The 17,462-nt window shown below is 46.7% G+C and carries 15 protein-coding genes; all 15 read right to left on the bottom strand.

From position 1 onward, the window contains the following. Positions 1–292: 292 nt before the first annotated feature. The 15 genes from ald to AC58UX_RS23600 all read right to left on the bottom strand — a co-directional run bounded on the left by ald (position 293) and on the right by AC58UX_RS23600 (position 17,401). Positions 293–1,408 carry an alanine dehydrogenase gene (gene ald / locus AC58UX_RS23530; RefSeq protein WP_497257186.1) on the bottom strand — a complete coding sequence of 372 codons (1,116 nt, stop codon included), beginning with the start codon at positions 1,406–1,408 and terminating at the stop codon, positions 293–295. Positions 1,409–1,531: 123 nt separating this feature from the next. After that, positions 1,532–3,178, bottom strand: coding sequence for a PucR family transcriptional regulator (locus tag AC58UX_RS23535; RefSeq protein WP_497257188.1), 1,647 nt, complete (start codon positions 3,176–3,178; stop codon positions 1,532–1,534). 373 nt (positions 3,179–3,551) lie between these two features. After that, entirely contained in the window at positions 3,552–4,709 is a 1,158-nt protein-coding gene (locus AC58UX_RS23540; protein ID WP_497257190.1) for a DUF2264 domain-containing protein, read from the bottom strand. After that, positions 4,702–5,823 (bottom strand): glycoside hydrolase family 88 protein, encoded by a 1,122-nt coding sequence (locus AC58UX_RS23545; RefSeq protein WP_497257192.1) that lies wholly within the window; start codon positions 5,821–5,823, stop codon positions 4,702–4,704. The genes AC58UX_RS23540 and AC58UX_RS23545 overlap by 8 nt, the downstream gene beginning before the upstream one ends. A 450-nt stretch (positions 5,824–6,273) precedes the next feature. After that, positions 6,274–7,056, bottom strand: coding sequence for an SDR family NAD(P)-dependent oxidoreductase (locus tag AC58UX_RS23550; RefSeq protein ID WP_497257194.1), 783 nt, complete (start codon positions 7,054–7,056; stop codon positions 6,274–6,276). Positions 7,057–7,174: 118 nt separating this feature from the next. Then, the gene (locus tag AC58UX_RS23555; protein ID WP_497257196.1) at positions 7,175–8,260 is read right to left on the bottom strand and encodes a Gfo/Idh/MocA family protein; all 1,086 of its coding nucleotides are present in this window, start codon (positions 8,258–8,260) and stop codon (positions 7,175–7,177) included. Between the two features lie 177 nt (positions 8,261–8,437). Next, positions 8,438–9,103 carry a hypothetical protein gene (locus tag AC58UX_RS23560; RefSeq protein ID WP_497257198.1) on the bottom strand — a complete coding sequence of 222 codons (666 nt, stop codon included), beginning with the start codon at positions 9,101–9,103 and terminating at the stop codon, positions 8,438–8,440. Between the two features lie 97 nt (positions 9,104–9,200). Further along, positions 9,201–10,163, bottom strand: a complete 963-nt coding sequence (glpX, locus tag AC58UX_RS23565; protein ID WP_497257200.1) for a class II fructose-bisphosphatase — start codon at positions 10,161–10,163, stop codon at positions 9,201–9,203. 45 nt (positions 10,164–10,208) lie between these two features. Further along, positions 10,209–11,012 carry a pyruvate, water dikinase regulatory protein gene (locus tag AC58UX_RS23570; protein WP_497257202.1) on the bottom strand — a complete coding sequence of 268 codons (804 nt, stop codon included), beginning with the start codon at positions 11,010–11,012 and terminating at the stop codon, positions 10,209–10,211. Between the two features lie 16 nt (positions 11,013–11,028). Further along, on the bottom strand, positions 11,029–11,664 hold the full coding sequence (locus AC58UX_RS23575; RefSeq protein WP_497257286.1) for a helix-turn-helix transcriptional regulator: 636 nt from the start codon (positions 11,662–11,664) through the stop codon (positions 11,029–11,031). A 404-nt stretch (positions 11,665–12,068) separates the two neighbouring features. After that, positions 12,069–12,992, bottom strand: a complete 924-nt coding sequence (locus tag AC58UX_RS23580; protein ID WP_497257204.1) for a DMT family transporter — start codon at positions 12,990–12,992, stop codon at positions 12,069–12,071. A 183-nt stretch (positions 12,993–13,175) separates the two neighbouring features. Continuing rightward, positions 13,176–13,679 (bottom strand): hypothetical protein, encoded by a 504-nt coding sequence (locus AC58UX_RS23585; RefSeq protein WP_497257206.1) that lies wholly within the window; start codon positions 13,677–13,679, stop codon positions 13,176–13,178. A 192-nt stretch (positions 13,680–13,871) separates the two neighbouring features. After that, the gene (locus AC58UX_RS23590) at positions 13,872–15,422 is read right to left on the bottom strand and encodes an ABC transporter substrate-binding protein (protein WP_497257208.1); all 1,551 of its coding nucleotides are present in this window, start codon (positions 15,420–15,422) and stop codon (positions 13,872–13,874) included. A gap of 102 nt (positions 15,423–15,524) precedes the next feature. Then, positions 15,525–16,442, bottom strand: a complete 918-nt coding sequence (locus tag AC58UX_RS23595; protein WP_497257210.1) for a carbohydrate ABC transporter permease — start codon at positions 16,440–16,442, stop codon at positions 15,525–15,527. 14 nt (positions 16,443–16,456) lie between these two features. Then, on the bottom strand, positions 16,457–17,401 hold the full coding sequence (locus AC58UX_RS23600) for an ABC transporter permease (RefSeq protein ID WP_497257212.1): 945 nt from the start codon (positions 17,399–17,401) through the stop codon (positions 16,457–16,459). Positions 17,402–17,462 lie beyond the last annotated feature (61 nt).

Consider the following 17,462-nt stretch of genomic DNA (forward strand, 5'->3'; position numbering starts at 1 on the left):
ATGTCAGCCTGTTTAACCTGAATTTCACAATATTAGCGGAACTACGTTCCGTAACTCGGCGAAATCACTTGAATCTACTCAAATAGCGGAACTACGTTCCGCATCTACACCTCTCTACTCTTCTCTCCCCACATGCTGCGTAAAAGCCACTATTTTGCGAGCCCCACACTCCCCAAGCATCACTTTATAGTGCCTAGGCACATGAGATACTCGAATTTTTCGAGCAACTCTTCGCATCTAGGCGCCTCCAGCCACAAAAAAACCTCCACATCCCTGTGGAGGCCCCTCAACTTTACTGCAACAACGAGTAAATATCCGTATACGCATATCCATGCGCTTCCGCAACCGCTTGATATGTGACATGTCCTTGTGCCACGTTAATCCCCTTGGCAATGGCTTTGTTGTCGAGCGCTGCGCGCACGAAGCCCTTGCTCGCGATTTGCAAACCGTAGGCAGTCGTGACATTCGTCAACGCCAACGTGGATGTGCGAGCTACTGCCCCTGGCATATTAGCGACGGCATAATGGATAACACCATGCTTCACATAAGTAGGTTGATCATGGGTTGTAATGCGGTCGATCGTCTCGATCGATCCACCTTGGTCAATCGCAACGTCGATGATCACGCTGCCTGGGCTCATCGTTTTGACCATATCCTCCGTCACGAGACGAGGTGCCCGAGCACCTGGAATCAGTACCGCACCGATAACCAAATCCGCTTTGCGCACAACCTCAGCGATGTTATACGAATTCGACATGATCGTCTTCACGCGCCCTTGAAACTGATCATCCAGCTGACGAAGACGATCTGCATTGAGGTCAATGATCGTCACATCCGCGCCGAGCCCCACGGCCATTTTAGCCGCATTAGCCCCTACGATGCCGCCACCGATCACGGCTACACGACCTGGTTCAACACCCGGTACGCCGCCTAGCAAAATCCCTTTACCGCCGTGCGCTTTCTCCAAGAAATGAGCCCCGATCTGCACTGACATCCGCCCAGCCACTTCACTCATAGGCGTTAATAGCGGCAAGCTTCCGTTATCGAGCTGAATAGTTTCATAGGCGATGGCGGTTACATTTTTGCTCACCAGTGCATGCGTCAATTCTGCCTCAGGTGCAAGGTGAAGATACGTGTACAGAATCAAACCATCATGGAAGTAGCCATATTCTTCTGGCAGTGGCTCTTTCACTTTAACGACCATATCCGATGCCCATACCTCAGCTGCGGATGCCACAATCGTCGCACCTGCTGCTGCATAATCCTCATCTGTGAACCCAATGTCGTGTCCAGCTCTTGTTTCAATTCTTACATCATGTCCAGCCTTTTTGTATGATAGCACCGAGCTCGGTGTCATGCCAACGCGAAATTCATTATTTTTAATTTCTTTCGGAACCCCAATAATCATGCGTCATCAGCCTCTCTTGAGGACCCCATATGTGCAAGGATCGCTCTCTACTTGTCTCCAAGTATAAGAGAGAAAGGCTTAAGTTCCATTAGACATTTTGTCAAAAATTGACCGCTATTCTTTTCACAATTTTCGCTCAGGATACAGCAGCTGATACGCTCTAATCCCAACTTGCAGCGCCAATCTTCGCTCAGGAAGCATGTAATCCGCACCTAGCAGCTCTTCAATTTTGTCCAAACGATAATACAGAGATTGTCTCACGATAAAAAGCTGCTGCGCAGCAATTTGCTTCGAGCCGTCATGGTCTAGATACACCTTAAGCGTTCGCAGCAGCTCACTGCCTTTCAGACGATCATGATCAATGATCGGACCAAGATAAGAGCGAATGAAGGACTCCAAAATCGCCTTATCCGCAATATGAAATAACAGCTCAAATACGCCTAACTCATCATAAAACATCGTATTTTTCTGCTGCAAAGTAACGGTTAGCGACAACGCTTGAAGTGCCTGCTGATAGCTGCGATACGCCTGCATGAAACTTTGTTGCGGTAGCCCTATCCCGATTTTCAACCGGATGCCCTCGTTATCCTTCATGCTCTGAAGCGATTCAAACACGTGCTGCAGCCGCTCCTTCGCTGGCTTTTGGGGAGCTTTATCGAATGCCACGACGACAAGTCTGTTGTGCTTCAACGTGATCAACGGGTGAAACAGCTGCCCCTCAAAAATAGAGCGCGCTGCAAGCGACAAGTGGAGCCCCGCAGATTCAATTCCCTCATCCTCTGTGGCTACCCCTTCTTGTTCAAACTCAAGCAAAATCACCTGAAGGTTCAGCGCATTCAGCTTTTTAAATTCAGCGCCAATCAGTACCTTAATCTGCTCTTCATCATGAATGCGCATATGGAGCAAATCGTCCACCCACAGCGTCTGCGAATACAATTTGCGCTCTTCCATATAACGTTTTCGCAGCAAATCCTGCGCAATGGAAAGAGAGGCTGAATCCAGAATCAAATACTCGTATTCTTGCGGCTTTCGATCTAGGATGAGCAGGATGTGTGCCCAGGTTTTGCCCATAGCCCCGACAGGCTGAACGATGACCGCTTGACCTTCTACCTCTTCAAAAGATGGCGCAGCCCCTGAGCCTTCATTCCCTTGCTCTGCGGTTCGGCTTGCCAAGAAGCTGAGCCATTTCGCTGACTCCCGCTTCCCCAGCGGTGGCGTGAACTTCGGCTGTGCCTCGACAGGCACATAGATGACTTGGCTCTTGGTACTGCTTTGCAGCAGCGCGAGCACGTGCGAGACCCCCCGAGAAGAAAGCGTCATACGATGAAATTCACGCGATATTTTCTCCAAATCCTGCAGCGCTTGATGATGCTGGTTAATGACGTGAGCATGAATATCTTGGGTGATATCAATAAAACGGACGGCTTCCGGGAATATAATGAGCGGAAAATCGTGGTCCTCAGCCGCATCCAGCCAAGCTTGCGGAACCGTGGTTATGTAATGTCCCATCTCGATACACAGACAGGTTACGTTCTTATGGATTAATTGGCCTAAATAGGTCATGAAGGAGTCTGTATCATCTTTGAAAGCAGCCCCTGTGGTTAAAATCATCTCGCCACCTTGCAGCAGCGTTTCAAACTGAATCACCTCGATGATGTGAACCCAACGGACGAGCCGTCCTAGACCTTTTTGGCCAGCCGCGATGAAGGCATGTTGAAAGGAGGGACGTTTCAGTACCTCTTCAACGGTTAATTGGTAGTGCTGATGCACGTAAAGTCACTTCTCTCTTCTCGATCTACGCATCCTAAAAAGTTATCCACAATCTATCACCTAGAGTATTTGTGGATATTATATGCATTGCGTTTATTAAGCTTTATTGTAAGTGTACACGAAAATCAGATCGGTTCCAAAAGGTTTCACAAATAAAAAAAGCCGTCAGCTCAACTAAATGAACTAACGGCATCCCTCAATCACAGTCCCTGCGCCGACAAACAAACCAGTGCGTTCCCACAACATAAGGCATGCGGGCCTCTTCTTCTATAAAAGCACGATACGTTTCTCCCCTGCGGGACTGATTTCTGACAGCATTCCTTTCCCTGAATAGCACAAAGAGCCGCCGCGATAGCGACAGCCCTTCCCAGTTCTAATATAACGCCGAATCGATAGCAACCGTTTGGCCTGACCAAACCTTTTGTGAGGTCCATGGCGCAGGTGAACCTTGCCAGAACTCATCCTCCGCTGCCAAGCCCAGCGGTAAAAACACCGCCGAGCACAGGTATAAGCTTCCCGTGGAAATGTAAGGCTCACCCAGCTCTGGCTGATGTCCGCAAAGACCAATTCGCAACCAACCGCCTTCATCAAAGGTGCCAGGCGCTTCAATTAACTTGCGAATCACAGCGGTCAGTGCGCCGCGCACTTGAGCAGGAGCTACTTCAACCGGCAGCTCACGACGCAATGCTGTTTGCGCCAGAGATTGGAACGCCCCGAAGCGGTAAGCTAACGAGCGCCCAATCGCCGGGAAAGTTCCTTCTGGAGAAATCATCCGTTCCTGAACAGCCGCATAGCGCTGAGCACGTTTCAGGATGTTCTCACGCAGTTTAGCCCAATCCCCATATAGCGTATGCACATGCTCAATAATATCTACCATCATCGGCTGAATCACGAAGCTGTTGTAATAATCTGCATGATAGTCAACACCATCACCATACATACCGTCGCCTAGGTACCACTGCTCGTGCTGCTTCAGTGCAAAGTCAACCCGCATGTGATCCCAGTCCTCGCCCATGACGCCAAGCGCAGTTTCCGTCATCGCGGCGAAGAGCAGCCAGTTATTGAAGCCTGGCTTGCGCGTCCGTGAGGTTTTCATCGCGGCGGCGAGGTTTTGCTGAACGCGTGCATCCAACGTGTGCCACAGCGTGTTCGGAGCACGCAAAATCGCATGCGCCAAAAAAGCAGTATCCACGATGGGCTGCATACCATTCGCGAAGTTTAAGAAATCCGGCGATTCCGGATCGGTTGCAGCGTCCATCGCCTCACGAACCAACACGCCGTATTCCAAGCGCAGCTTTTCTTCTTCTGCATCGCTCGCAGGCTTTTCCAACCAAGGCGCGATCCCGACAAGTGTCCTTGCGAAAGCTTCAAGATGTGTGAACTCGCGTTGCTCTTCTTTTTTACATTCTACTGGCATCGTGGCACGAAGTTTTCTAGCTGCTAGCGCTCGAAGCACAGGCTCTGCAATACGCAGCATCGTCTGCACCCAGTAAGCGCGATCTGTTCCCACTGCCGTTTGTGAATTACTCATACCAGTATCCTTTGAAACCTTTCTCTAAACGCATCAATGCTTCCAAATAGTAGTAGTCGCCCCAAATCACATAGTCATCAGGTGCAGCTCCACCGCGCACGCTGTAGGAACCGCGCTCCAAGAAGCCTTGTGCATCTGGCTTGCCGATTGTGGCGTAGGATTTGATTAGTCCAGCCATCGAACGCTGCACACCATTTTCCAAATACGCACGATCTGGATCATCCGCTGCTAAATGCTCTAGAATTTCCAAAGTCCCTGCAGATGCAATCGCAGATGCGGAACTATCCCTTTTCGTCTCGGCATTCACTGGCGCATCGAAGTCCCAATATACGACATCATCCGCTGGAAGACGATCGAAGAAATAACGCGCTAAGCGTTTAGCAGTCTCTAAATAAAGCGGGTTTTTCGTATAGTGATAGGAAAGCGCAAACCCGTAAATACCCCAAGCTTGACCACGTGTCCACGTTGATCCATCATGATAACCTTGATGTGTCCCACCGTGTAGAGGCTCACCTGTTTCTTGGTCGAAATAGAACGTATGATAAGAGGAATCATCACCGCGTACCAAGTAACGACGCGACAAATCCGCGTGAATAATAGCAACTTCTTTATATTTTGCATCGCCAGTTTGCTCATAAGCCCAGTACAATAGCGGCAAATTCAACATGCAGTCGATAATGATGCGCCCGCCATTTTTCTCGTCGCCTTCGGGACCCCAAGCTTGTATGTATTGGCCTTTTGGTCTCCAACGCTTCATTAGTACATCAGCTGCTTGCAATGTAAGCTGCCTTGCATTCTCATCCTTTTCAAGAATCCATTGCGCCTTCGAAGATAAGGAATAAAGGAAGCCGATATCATGATGATCTAAGGCAACATGATTTTTAAGTCTTTCTTTAAAGCTCGCAACCGTTTTTTGTGCAGCCTCTTGAAACGCTTTGTCCCCAGTATATTGATAGCCAAGCCACAGGATGCCTGACCAGAAGCCATCTGTCCAATCGTCGTTCGGATTCAAATGATAAATATCGTTCTCACTGACATGAGGGAACTGATCCCCGAAACGCTCAATATTTACTTTCGTTTTCTGCAAAGCATCTTCAATAGCTTGTTTCCACATGTTAGAATCACTCCGAATCCCTTATTTTTACTTGCTTCGATTCATTGATTTTGTTAAACGTTTAACACCCACTTCTAGATTAATTTGAAACGTTTAACCTGTCAAGTAAAAATAATCGAAAAATCGCTCAAATTAGTCACATTCATCAAATGGGCTTTTCCCACTAAAAAAAAATAGAACCATCGTCAGCTTTCTTACGTACTACTATTCATGCATGACATTCTTTCAGGATTAGGGAGGTTTCTTGCTTATGACAATTACAATGAATTTTCACAACAACACTTCAATCCGGGACGCTATCTCAATGGTCGTCTGGTATCTAAGAAAGAAACGTCGAGCATAATCGAAGCCATTTCCTAAGAAAAATATAAGAAGAACAAAGCCTATGGCTTTCCATAATTGGAGAGTCATAGGCTTTGTTCTTTTAGGCTGCTTGCTTACCTTGTATATTTATAGTGCCGCGCTTTTTCCACCATCGATGTTCACTGAAGTTCCCGTGACGTATGAGGCGGCATCAGATGCTAAAAAGGTAATGACATTGGCCGCTTCCTCCGCGTTGCCAATACGACCGAGTGGAATATCGTGCCTTGGATCTTGAGCGAATTCCTCCCAGGATAGGTCTGGGGCTACTCTCTTCCAAACCTTCTCAATCTGATCGCTGCGTATGGTTCCAATGCACACTGTGTTCACGCGAATTTGTGCCGAGCCCAGATCCTTGCTCATGGCATTCGTCAATGCCAGCCCAGCAGCTCTGCTAACAGAGGTTGGGAGCGATGAAGCTGGCGGTGTTTTGGCAGCAGATGTCGTGATATTCACGATCGAACCGCCTCCTGCCGCTCGCATGTGGGGAATTGCATAGCGCGAACAGTGAATCGCTCCGAACAATTTCAGCTCCAAATCTTGTCGCCACACTTCCGCGCCTACCTGCTCAAATGGCGCTGCAGCGGCCGTACCTGCGTTATTCACAAGAATATGTAATCCGCCAAAACGATGGACGGTCTCTTCAATGGCACGCTGACAATCCGCTTCGGATGTCACATCAGCTTTAATCGTTAGCACTTCGCCCTCGGTCAAATTAGCAATTTGCATAGCCGCTTCCTTTAGCTGCTCTTCGTTGCGGGCGAGTATGGCAACTTTTGCCCCTTCCCGGGATAGAGAAATGGCCGTTGCAAGACCGATTCCTTTACTTCCGCCGGTAATTAATGCGACTTTATTTTGTAAACCCAATTGCATGACAATCGCTTCCTTTCCTAGATAACAGAATGAGTCCTTCACTACGATAAGCATACGCCATCTCACGACAAAAAACCATCAGGACCCTACATCCCAATGGTTTTTCATATCTATGCGATTATTGATTCAAATAAACAGCTTTGCCTGTACGTGCAGACTCGTAAATAGCTTCAAGAATTTGTGAAACCACATACGCCTGTTCTGGTGTTACAACTGGGTCGATATCTTGGTCAATTGCGTTGATCCAAGAACGCATTTCTACATCAGCAGCGCTTTCGCTCTTACCGTCATAGAACGCAACACCGCCTGTTTTCAACTCAACTTCAGTTGTGTATAAACGGCTGTGCTTCTCACCATTGATGCGAAGTCCGCCCTTCATATCTGCTCCGCCTTCTGTACCGCTCAGGGAGCATTTCGCTTCATCCACTTCAAGCGTATTCAACGCCCAGCTGGATTCAAGAATAATCGTTGCGCCATTTTCCATCACGATCATCCCGAACGCGGAATCCTCAACGGTAAATTTGCTAGGATCCCATGGTCCCCATGCATTGGCAGCATTTTCTTTGTTGGACAATTCATGGTAGGACGTTCCCAAAACAACCTTCGGCTTGTAGTTATCCATCATCCAAAGTGTTAGATCAAGCGCGTGTGTACCGATATCGATTAACGGACCTCCACCTTGCTTCTCTTCATCGAGGAAAACGCCCCATGTTGGTACCGCACGACGGCGAATTGCATGTGCTTTTGCAAAATAAATGTGTCCTAGCTCACCATCTGCACAAACGTTTTTCAAATGTTGGCTATCTGGACGGAAACGATTGTTGTAGCCAATTGTCAGCTTTTTACCTGTGCGCTTCGCAGTTTCAACCATGCGCTTCGCATCTTCAGCTGTTTTCGCCATCGGCTTCTCACACATAACGTGTTTGCCTGCTTCAAGCGCAGCAATCGTAATTTCCGCATGTGAAATATTCGGTGTTAATACATGTACAATGTCAATCGAAGCATCTTGCAATACTTCTTTATAATCCTCGCAAACTAGCGCGCCTTCAATTCCATATTTCGCTGCAGCTTTCTCAGCACTTTCTTGGACAATGTCACAAAATGCGACTAGCTCTACATTAGACAGCTTGCTCAAGCTTGGCAAATGCTTACCATTTGCGATTCCACCGCAACCAATAATTCCAATTCGATACTTACGTGACATTTGACGACCTCCAGTAGGTTTAATCCTTGCATTCATTTATATGATATCTAGACAACTCTAATAAATGTAGCATATGAAAACGCTTATTTTTAGTCTAACTTTCGGACAACCATACTCAGATATTACGACACGCGAAAAAACCAGGGGAAACTCTCCCCTGGCATCTCATTAAGCGACTTAGTTTCCTTCTGCCCGCTTTTGCGCATCCTCTAAATAACTCCGATAGAGCTGCTCATTCGGTTGCTCCTGCGTTAAATCCTCGTAGTAGCGAGCAACCTTTTGAAAATAATACGCATGCACATCATTGGTCGGCACCAGACGGTATGGCTCCCAACGATACGTTTCTACGCGATACGCCTGGCCTTGCTCTTGCGACCAAAGGGCAATTTCACACAGACCATCCGGACCGCTTCGCGTTGGCATATCTTCAATTTCCAAGTGGGAATACGACGTCCCCGGTGGTATGACACGCTGAAATCCATTCGGTGTCCATTGGATAATATCCAGCTCTGCAAGGGGGACTTCCGCCTGTTGCCAGCCGATGACAACATCCCAACCTTCCTTACGCGACACTGGAGCAGCGGCAAAATCCTTCACTGCCTGCACTCTGCCCGTTGAAGCTGAGCCGATTGGAAACCAATTGCCGGAAAATTCCTTTAAGGAGAATAAATATTGACTATCTAAGTATCTATACAGGGCTGTGATTTCAGGAAATCCATCCCCATCCACATCGGCATATAGAATCGCCGCGGGACTTCCCTCCTGCTGCAGCGCGACAATCTCGGCCTCCTGCGGTATACAGCTGCGGACGACGGAAAGAAAATCTATTGAAGACAAGCTCATGGTTATCCCTCTTTTCGCATCTTCTCAACACATGTATATGCGGAGGGGGACTTGGCACATGTATAGGTTTAGCATGTATTAAAAGAGGTTCAGTGCCTTAGGCGCTGCCGCGCTCCTCATGCAGCTGGTGAACACATTGGATAAAACGTACCGTCTGCGTTTGTGCTCTCATGACGACGGAGTGCGTTTGGGCACGACCGCCCCAGCCATATTTGACCCCATTTAAGAAATCGCCTGATGTTACGCCTGTTGCTGCGAAAATAATATCCGAGTCTCCGATAAGGTCACGCATGCTTAGCACTTTCGATGGATCCGTAATCCCCATGGCTAGACAGCGAAGACGTTCTTCTTCATTCTCAGGCAGCAAACGACCTTGCAGCTCTCCGCCCATACATCGCAAGGCTGCAGCTGCAAGCACACCCTCAGGCGCACCACCTGAGCCTACGTGCAGATCAATGCCCGTTTCTGGGAAAGCTACGGCCATTGCACCCGCCACATCACCATCGCTGAGCAAATAAATTTTGACACCCAGCTTGCGAAGTGTCATGATGTGCTCGGCGTGCCGATTCCGATCCAGAATAGAGACAGTCATCTCTGAGATATTCTTTTGCAGCAAGCTAGCCGCCTTCTGAATGGTCACCTCCAGCGGATCATCCAGACTCAGCTTGCCTGCTAAGCGAGGACCAACAGCCAGCTTCGCCATATACATATCCGGGGCATGCAGGAGATTTCCCTTCTCTGCAATCGCTACAACTGATAGGGCATTATTCCGTCCGCTGGCGACGATATCTGTGCCTTCCAACGGATCAACAGCTACATCAAATTCCGGACCAGCTCCACTGCCCACTTCTTCCCCAATATAGAGCATCGGCGCTTCATCCATTTCCCCTTCGCCAATGACAACGGTCCCGCGAAAGGGAACAGCGCGAAAATACTCACGCATCGCAGAGGTTGCTGCTTCATCCGCATTGTTTTTATTCCCTTTTCCCGTCCAACTAGCCGATGCGATAGCAGCAGCCTCCGTTACTTTTACGATTTCCAACGACAAGTCTCTATGCATGAGCAACCCACCCTCTCGATATTGGTTTGATTCGTTGTTGATGCGTTATGCTCTTTCCGCCAAGATTAAGCCTGCTGTTTCCTCAATCGCTTTCTCACTCACATCAATAACCGAACAACCCAACTCGCGATACAATCTCATGGCAAAAGCTAATTCTTCCTCAACGCGTTCTTTCGTGGCGTATTTGGCTCCAAAGGGAAGTCCGACTGCCTTTAATCGCTCCGTACGGATCCCAATCAATTTATCTGGGCTCATCGTGAGTCCAACTAACTTCTTCGGGTCCAGTTCATGTAAAAGAGCAGGTGGTTTAACCTCAGGTACGAGGGGATAATTCGATACCTTATAGCCTTTGTGAGCCAAATAAATACTAAGCGGCGTTTTCGATGTCCGTGAAGGTCCAAGCAGCACAATATTCGCTTGCTTCATCATGCTAGGATCCTTGCCATCATCGCTATTGACGGTAAACTCAACCGCTTCCACCCGTTGATAATACTGTTCATCCAGTTGATAGAGCAGACCTACTTTTCGTTTAGGCGAATCCTTAAACGTATCGATGAATGCTTGCATCATAGGGCCCATGATATCGATCGCATTCACGTTCAGTCGGATAGCTTCTTGGCGCATCATTTCTCTTAGCTCCGGCAGTACGAGCGTGTAGGCGATGAATCCTTTTAACCGTGATGCCTCTTCGACGATTGCACGCACTTCGTCTTCTGTGCGGATGGAACCGTGCCGTTTGACGGCGACCTGACTTGCATTAAACTGCCGAATCGTTGCTTGAACAACCGTATTTGCTGTCTCTCCTACCGAATCCGAACATACGAAAATGGTATGCAGCTTCTCTCCCATGTCATTTCCCCCTGATTTACGTACCCAGCGCTACATCCAGCAGCAATTTGGTCATCGTTGTTTTCGTAATCCGGCCTACAACTTCCATGCCTTCACGGCCTTCAAGCGCTTTGACAACAGGTAAGCTGTCAACTTCATGATGAATCATTTTCCGCGCTGCCTCCAGGATACTATCATCTGGTTTCACGGTTATAATGTTAGGTTGTCTGGTCATCACTAACGATACTGGCATTGCCGTTGCCGTAGCATGTCCAAGCGTTACCTTGAGCAAATCCTTTCGCGACACGATGCCAGCTAAGGCACCTTCCGGACCCAGGATCATCAGACTGCCTACATTTTCGAGAAAAAGGGCAACGACTGCATCGCTGACAGTGACCGTTTCACGAAGCAAGACGGGAATACCCATCACGTCCTTCACTTTCATGGACTCGATCGACTTAAAAGGTGTTTGCACGTCTAGTGCGGCTGTTCCGAGAAAATAACCTACCTTGGGCTTTGCATCAATGTGCCTTAACATGACGAGAACAGCTAAGTCTGATCGAATCGTCGGTCGACTTATCCCCAACAGCTCAGCGATACGTTCCCCGGTAATAGGCGCGTATTTGGCGACAAGATCAATAATTTCTAACTGGCGGGCGGTTAACTCGATAATATTTCCCTCCTAAAGCTTTGTTTCACGATATATAATGTGTTCTATTTATTATATATTGTACATTATATAACATTTTATTGAAAAATAAAGTTGTTTATTGCCTATTAAAGAAAAATTTATCATGATTTAGTCGAGATAAGTGTGGCGAGCATGGCCGCAGGGGACTCGTAATTCTTGCGGGTGGCGGACTTGGACTCTGGAGTTCACTAAGTCGAAATAATCGAGTTACGGGCGACGGCGGGGACCTTGCGCACAATTTGTAGGCCGACCATGGTCACAGCAGTTCCCAAAAAAAATCCCACTCAACCGTTGGTTGAATGGGATATAGTGATGAAAAACTCGCTTACAGATGGCGAATCGGGCGGAATCAGCAGAAATCATTACTGTTGTGATGAAAATCATCACTACACCCTCTTATTAACAAGAAAAAGCCGACTCCCCTTCTTCATCGCCATATTTGTCATGTACACACCTAACACAATCAAAAAAGCACCTAACAGATGATACAGTTGCAGCGATTCGCCAGTAAATGTTGTTGCAAAGATCGCGCTAAACAGTGGAATAAAGTTGAGAAAACCCGCGCAGCGCTGCGGACCGGCAAGCTCAATCGCTTGATTCCAGCTCAAGAATGCAACGATCGAAGCAAAAATACCAACGTATAACAATCCGCTCACCAAAGCGGGGCTCCAAGACATTTCAGGCGCTTTGATTGTCCACTCGATCGCCGAACTCGGAATCAGCACAACAAGCGCTACCGTTACTTGCACCAGTAAAAACGGGCTTGCTGGGAAGCGTCCAGCCAGCTTTTTCATGCCAACCGAATACAACGCCCAGCACAAAACAGCGATGAGCATAAACAAATCACCTTTATTCACGGATAGCTGTAGGATTGCGGACAATTTCCCTTGGCTTATAATCCAGCACACGCCTAGAATGGATACGCCGATTCCTGGCAGAGCCCACCAGGCGAGTCTTTCCTTCATTACAGCCCAAGTGATGAGAACAACGAAGATCGGCGTCGCCGAATTCATCAAAGATGCATTGATAGAGCCCGTGTATTGGACGGCGACATACGTAAGTGAATTGAATCCCGCAACTCCGGTCAGGGAGAGGAATAGCACCATTTTCCAATGAGTAAGAAATTCAGCTTTAAGCCGCCAAGCCGCTTTGCCAAAGAAGGGCAGCAGACACAAGAACGCAATTCCCCAGCGTCCCATTGCCAATGTGATAGGTGGAATATGGGAGACGAGCGCCTTCCCCGCTACAAAATTACCTCCCCAAATACAAGTCGCAAGAATTAAAAGCACATACGGGGATCGTTTCAGCATGGCCTATGTATCTCCTTTAAGTGAAGTGATGAACTTCTTAGATGGGACTGCTCACGCAGACACGATTAGCCCCATTGGAAAAAGATACATACAAAAGCATGGTATTGGCAAGTAAGAATTTTAAAGCAAAAAGAAATGCCTCCGAGCTTTCCTCGTAGACATCCTTTGAGCTATTCCTTATCACTACATGTCATCCTCCAGAAAACGAACCTCACAAAAGCAGCCGAGTGGAATCATTTCGCGCAAGTAACGCATCATGATATCCTTCTCGTACTCACCAATTCGTTGAAGCGCATCGAAATCAAAATGAATGATACTATTTATGACGTCATAATGCTTAAATCGCAGCCGCCCATATGGAAACAGCCGATTGATCGCTGCTAGAATCCCATATTGATTTAAATTCGAGCGCAGGGCTGTTTGAACAATATCGGCAGGTATATCTTGCAGCAAAGGCACTTTATCCGCACGAACCGCACAATACGCCTTCACTTGGAAAACGACATACGGATACAAGTAAGCGTTTGCATATTTTTCCACATTTTGCACATCCTGAATCGTCAGCTGCAAATCATCTGTCCAGGCATATATCGTCGCCTTATACTTATCTGACGTATGAATTCGGATATATCTTAAATGGGGAAAGTGCGTTTTCAGGCGTTGCTCCGATAAAAGCCGTGTACCCACTGGGATCACCTCTTTCCTTCATACCATCCTGCTGTCAGTATATGCAAGGATGCAAAACAGCTCTACTTATGCAGCGAAAAGCGGCTGTTTTTGTCTTCATTATATTCGGGAACTTGTCCTAATATGATAGCAAGCGCCAACAAGACCGCCCCGATTGGGACGGCCTTTCAGCTTTCAGCTCATCTGATCTTCTTACAAGCCCTTCGCTTTTAAGAAAGCTTGCCATTGCTTCGTCGTTTCCGCATCAATCTTATCTTGACCTGCGGCCTTCAGCTTGTCGATGTATTTCTGCAGTTGATCCGCAGGATCTACAGCACCTGTTTCAATTGCTACTTGGAACTCGTTATCTACGGCCGTTACGTTGGCAACCTCCGATTTGATCGTGTCTCGATTCACGTCAAAGCCATAGGATACAGGAACCATTGCGCTTTCGTTCAATTTAATCGTTTTTTCCCATACATCAGCCGTTTGCGCACCTTTCAAGTAGGCATTAAATTGGTTACCGAACACCCAATCCACATTCGGTGCATAGCCGGAGTCCTTGATCGGCTCAATATATTTGTCATCTTTCTTCGTGTAGTGCTTGCCTTCCAGACCATTCGAAATCAGGTTATATAACACTTTATCCGTGTTCAAAAGGTTAATAAACATGAGTGCACGCTCTGGGTTTTTGGACGTTTTGGAGATAACCTGCATCGCGCTGGCAACACCTGTAAAGTAGGAGTCCGAAATTGGAATATATACAACAGCGTTCCCGCCATTGTTAGCCATTTCATCCACTTCGCCGCCTGGTTTCGTTGTAAACTCTAGACTTACGGCTACTTTCCCTTTTTTCTTGAGATCGTTAATGTTTTTCAGCATCGGAGCATCCTCATTAATATAGCCTGCTTTCGACCAGTTGTGCATCGTCGTGAAGAAGTCCTTCTTATTTTGAAGCTGTTGAATTTTCGTAATCGACGTGTACGTTTTGTCATCCTTTTTGTACGCTACCGCAAGACCATCTGCTGCTACCAAATTCGGGTCTGTATAGAGGCCCCATGAATTTTGCGCCATACCGAAAGGAATGACATCCTTTTCATTCGTCTTGATCGTTTTCAAGAAGGGCTCGAGGTCTTTATACGTTTTAATGGAAGAAACATCCAATTTGTATTTATCTACGAATTGTTTTTGGATGACGAGACTTTTCGTTTTAGCTGCGATTTGATAAACCGGGAAGCCATAGACTTTGCCATCTGTCGCTTTCATATCCGGCCAGAATTTATCCGGAATATTCTTACGAGCTGCTGGCGCATATTTACTAATCATCGCATCCGTTAACTCCAGAAGCGCACCTTTATCAATGTTCGGTTGGTAGCTCAAGAGCCAATATTTCGAGCCCCATGCCACATCGAAGGCTTCGCCAGAGGCCATAATCGTATTCAGCTTCGGATCATACTCATCGAATGAAAGTGGCTTCAAGTCCACAGTCGCATTAATTTTACTTTTCACATACTTATTCACTTCATCATTTACGAGAGCCTGATCCTTACCAGGCGGATTGCTTGGATAATAAAATGTTAATTTGACTTCAGGCAGCGTGCTTGGTGCAGGTGTTGCGGGAGTCGCGCTTGTCGTGGTTGTCGGTGTTGTTGCCGTCGGTGATGGCGTCTCGCTTGTCTTATCACTCGTACAACCAGCCAACACAGAAAGACTTAACATGGCAATGGTCATACTGCTCAGGTACGTTTTTTTTACATTTCTCAACCTTCACACCTCCATAATATGAACCCCTATCGGTCATGGAACAAACACAAACCAGCTGAGCGCCAAGCCTCGCCCCCTTTCATAGTTCAATAACCTTCCGGTTTAATTCTTCAAAGATCCTACGGTGATGCCTTTTACAAAGTATTTTTGGAAAAAAGGGAACAAAACCATCATAGGACCGCCAGCTACTAGTGCCATAGCCATCCGTACAGATAAAGTCGGAAAGTTGGCAAATTGCAATTTACTTGCGGCCTCAGCCAGCGGGGAATTCGCTAGAAATTCAATTTGCGATAATATACGTACGAGCAGCAATTGTAGCGGCACATATTTATTATCATCAATGAATAGCAACGCGTTAAACCAATCATTCCAATAAGCAAATGAGATAAATAATCCAAGTGTCGCTAGTGCTGGTGTTGAGAGCGGCATAATAATGCGATAGAAAATACGAAACTCACTTGAGCCGTCGATCTTTGCAGATTCAATGATTTCCATGGATATTTTATCCAAATAACTTTTCATAATAATAACGTTGAACGGATTTAGAAGCAGTGGAATGAGTAGTGCTAGAATCGAATTTTTCAAATGAAGATACTGGGTCATCAAGATGTAAAAAGGGATTGTCCCCCCGTTGAATAATAACGTGAAGAAAACATAAAACGTAAGCGGACGATGATAGCGAAAGTCTCTTCGTGACATCGGATAGGCTGTCAATGTCGTCAATAACAGTGAAAGCACTGTCCCCACAATGGTAATGCCAATCGTAACCCCATACGATCTCAGCCAAATGTTAGGTGACTTCAAGACGATCCGGTACGCTTCCAAGCTGAACTCTTTCGGAATAAAGCGGTAACCGTACTGAATTAAACTGTTCTCCGAAGTTAATGAAACGGCTATAACGAGCACAAAAGGGATGATCATCAACAGGCATATCAGTGTGAAAAACACATGAATAAACCATATGGCTGCTGGCTTTTTTGGCTTAACTGGTTTAACTGGATTAGCTAATGCAAGTTCCATGTTGACTCTCCCCTTTAAAATAACGCGTTATCTTTATCAATTCGGCGAACCGCTGCATTCGCTGACACAATCGTAATTAAGCCTACGATAGATTGCAGAAAACCTACCGCCGCCCCTGAGTTGATGTCCCCAAGCTTTGCCAACGCGCGATACACATACGTATCAATAATATCAGTCGTCGGTATGTTGGCACCTACGTTATTCGGAACAAAGTAATGCAATCCGAAGTCACCTCGGAAAATATTGCCTAAGCCTAGAATAAATACAATGATAATTAACGGCTTCATGAGCGGCAATGTAATGCGTAAAATCATCTGTAGGCGTGAAGCACCGTCTAGTTTCGCCGCTTCGTAGTATTCCGTGTTGATCCCTACGATACCCGCATAGTAGATTAGGGTCGAGAAGCCGATACTTTTCCAGACAGCCACCACAGGCAAAATAAATATCCAAGGCGTTGTTTCCAAGTACCATTTGTGTGGGGAAAGCCCAATTGTCGTCAGAAAACTATTAAGATACCCAGCCTTATGCTCCAAGAAAGCATAAGTAATGTAACCAACTAGGACTAACGAAATAAAATAAGGAAGAAATAATGTCGTTTGATATACCTTCACCATCCGGCCGCTTACCTCATATAACAAAATAGATAAGACTAACGCTGCAAGCGTGCCGAGCAGGATATACGTCATGTTGTACAACAAAGTATTTCGGATAATCCGAAAAGCATCTTGCGATTTAAATATAAATTCAAAATTTTTGAAGCCGACCCATTTGCTCCCTAGAATCCCTTGATCATATCTGAAATACTTGAAGGCTAAGATGAGTCCGATCATGGGTAAATACTTAATGACCAGTTCAAACAATATGCCTGGTGCAGCAAGCAACAGTAGCTCTCTATTCTTTCGCAGGTATTTGAACTCCTGTAAGAGCCTTCGTTTTTTGATTGGCTGTGATTTCGTCATTGTGCTCCTCCTCCATAATCGTATCTTGCCACAAGTAAAAGCGTTTACATAGCGTACGATG

The sequence above is a fragment of the Paenibacillus sp. J22P90 genome (assembly GCF_059692195.1).

What these genes read in the sequence shown, in the direction of transcription:
- ald (WP_497257186.1), bottom strand. Translation starts at nt 1,408, where the DNA reads ATGATTATTGGGGTTCCGAAAGAAATTAAAAATAATGAATTTCGCGTT.
- AC58UX_RS23540 (WP_497257190.1), bottom strand. Translation starts at nt 4,709, where the DNA reads ATGAGTAATTCACAAACGGCAGTGGGAACAGATCGCGCTTACTGGGTG.
- AC58UX_RS23545 (WP_497257192.1), bottom strand. Translation starts at nt 5,823, where the DNA reads ATGTGGAAACAAGCTATTGAAGATGCTTTGCAGAAAACGAAAGTAAAT.
- AC58UX_RS23550 (WP_497257194.1), bottom strand. Translation starts at nt 7,056, where the DNA reads ATGCAATTGGGTTTACAAAATAAAGTCGCATTAATTACCGGCGGAAGT.
- AC58UX_RS23555 (WP_497257196.1), bottom strand. Translation starts at nt 8,260, where the DNA reads ATGTCACGTAAGTATCGAATTGGAATTATTGGTTGCGGTGGAATCGCA.
- AC58UX_RS23560 (WP_497257198.1), bottom strand. Translation starts at nt 9,103, where the DNA reads ATGAGCTTGTCTTCAATAGATTTTCTTTCCGTCGTCCGCAGCTGTATA.
- glpX (WP_497257200.1), bottom strand. Translation starts at nt 10,163, where the DNA reads ATGCATAGAGACTTGTCGTTGGAAATCGTAAAAGTAACGGAGGCTGCT.
- AC58UX_RS23570 (WP_497257202.1), bottom strand. Translation starts at nt 11,012, where the DNA reads ATGGGAGAGAAGCTGCATACCATTTTCGTATGTTCGGATTCGGTAGGA.
- AC58UX_RS23580 (WP_497257204.1), bottom strand. Translation starts at nt 12,992, where the DNA reads ATGCTGAAACGATCCCCGTATGTGCTTTTAATTCTTGCGACTTGTATT.
- AC58UX_RS23595 (WP_497257210.1), bottom strand. Translation starts at nt 16,442, where the DNA reads ATGGAACTTGCATTAGCTAATCCAGTTAAACCAGTTAAGCCAAAAAAG.
- AC58UX_RS23600 (WP_497257212.1), bottom strand. Translation starts at nt 17,401, where the DNA reads ATGACGAAATCACAGCCAATCAAAAAACGAAGGCTCTTACAGGAGTTC.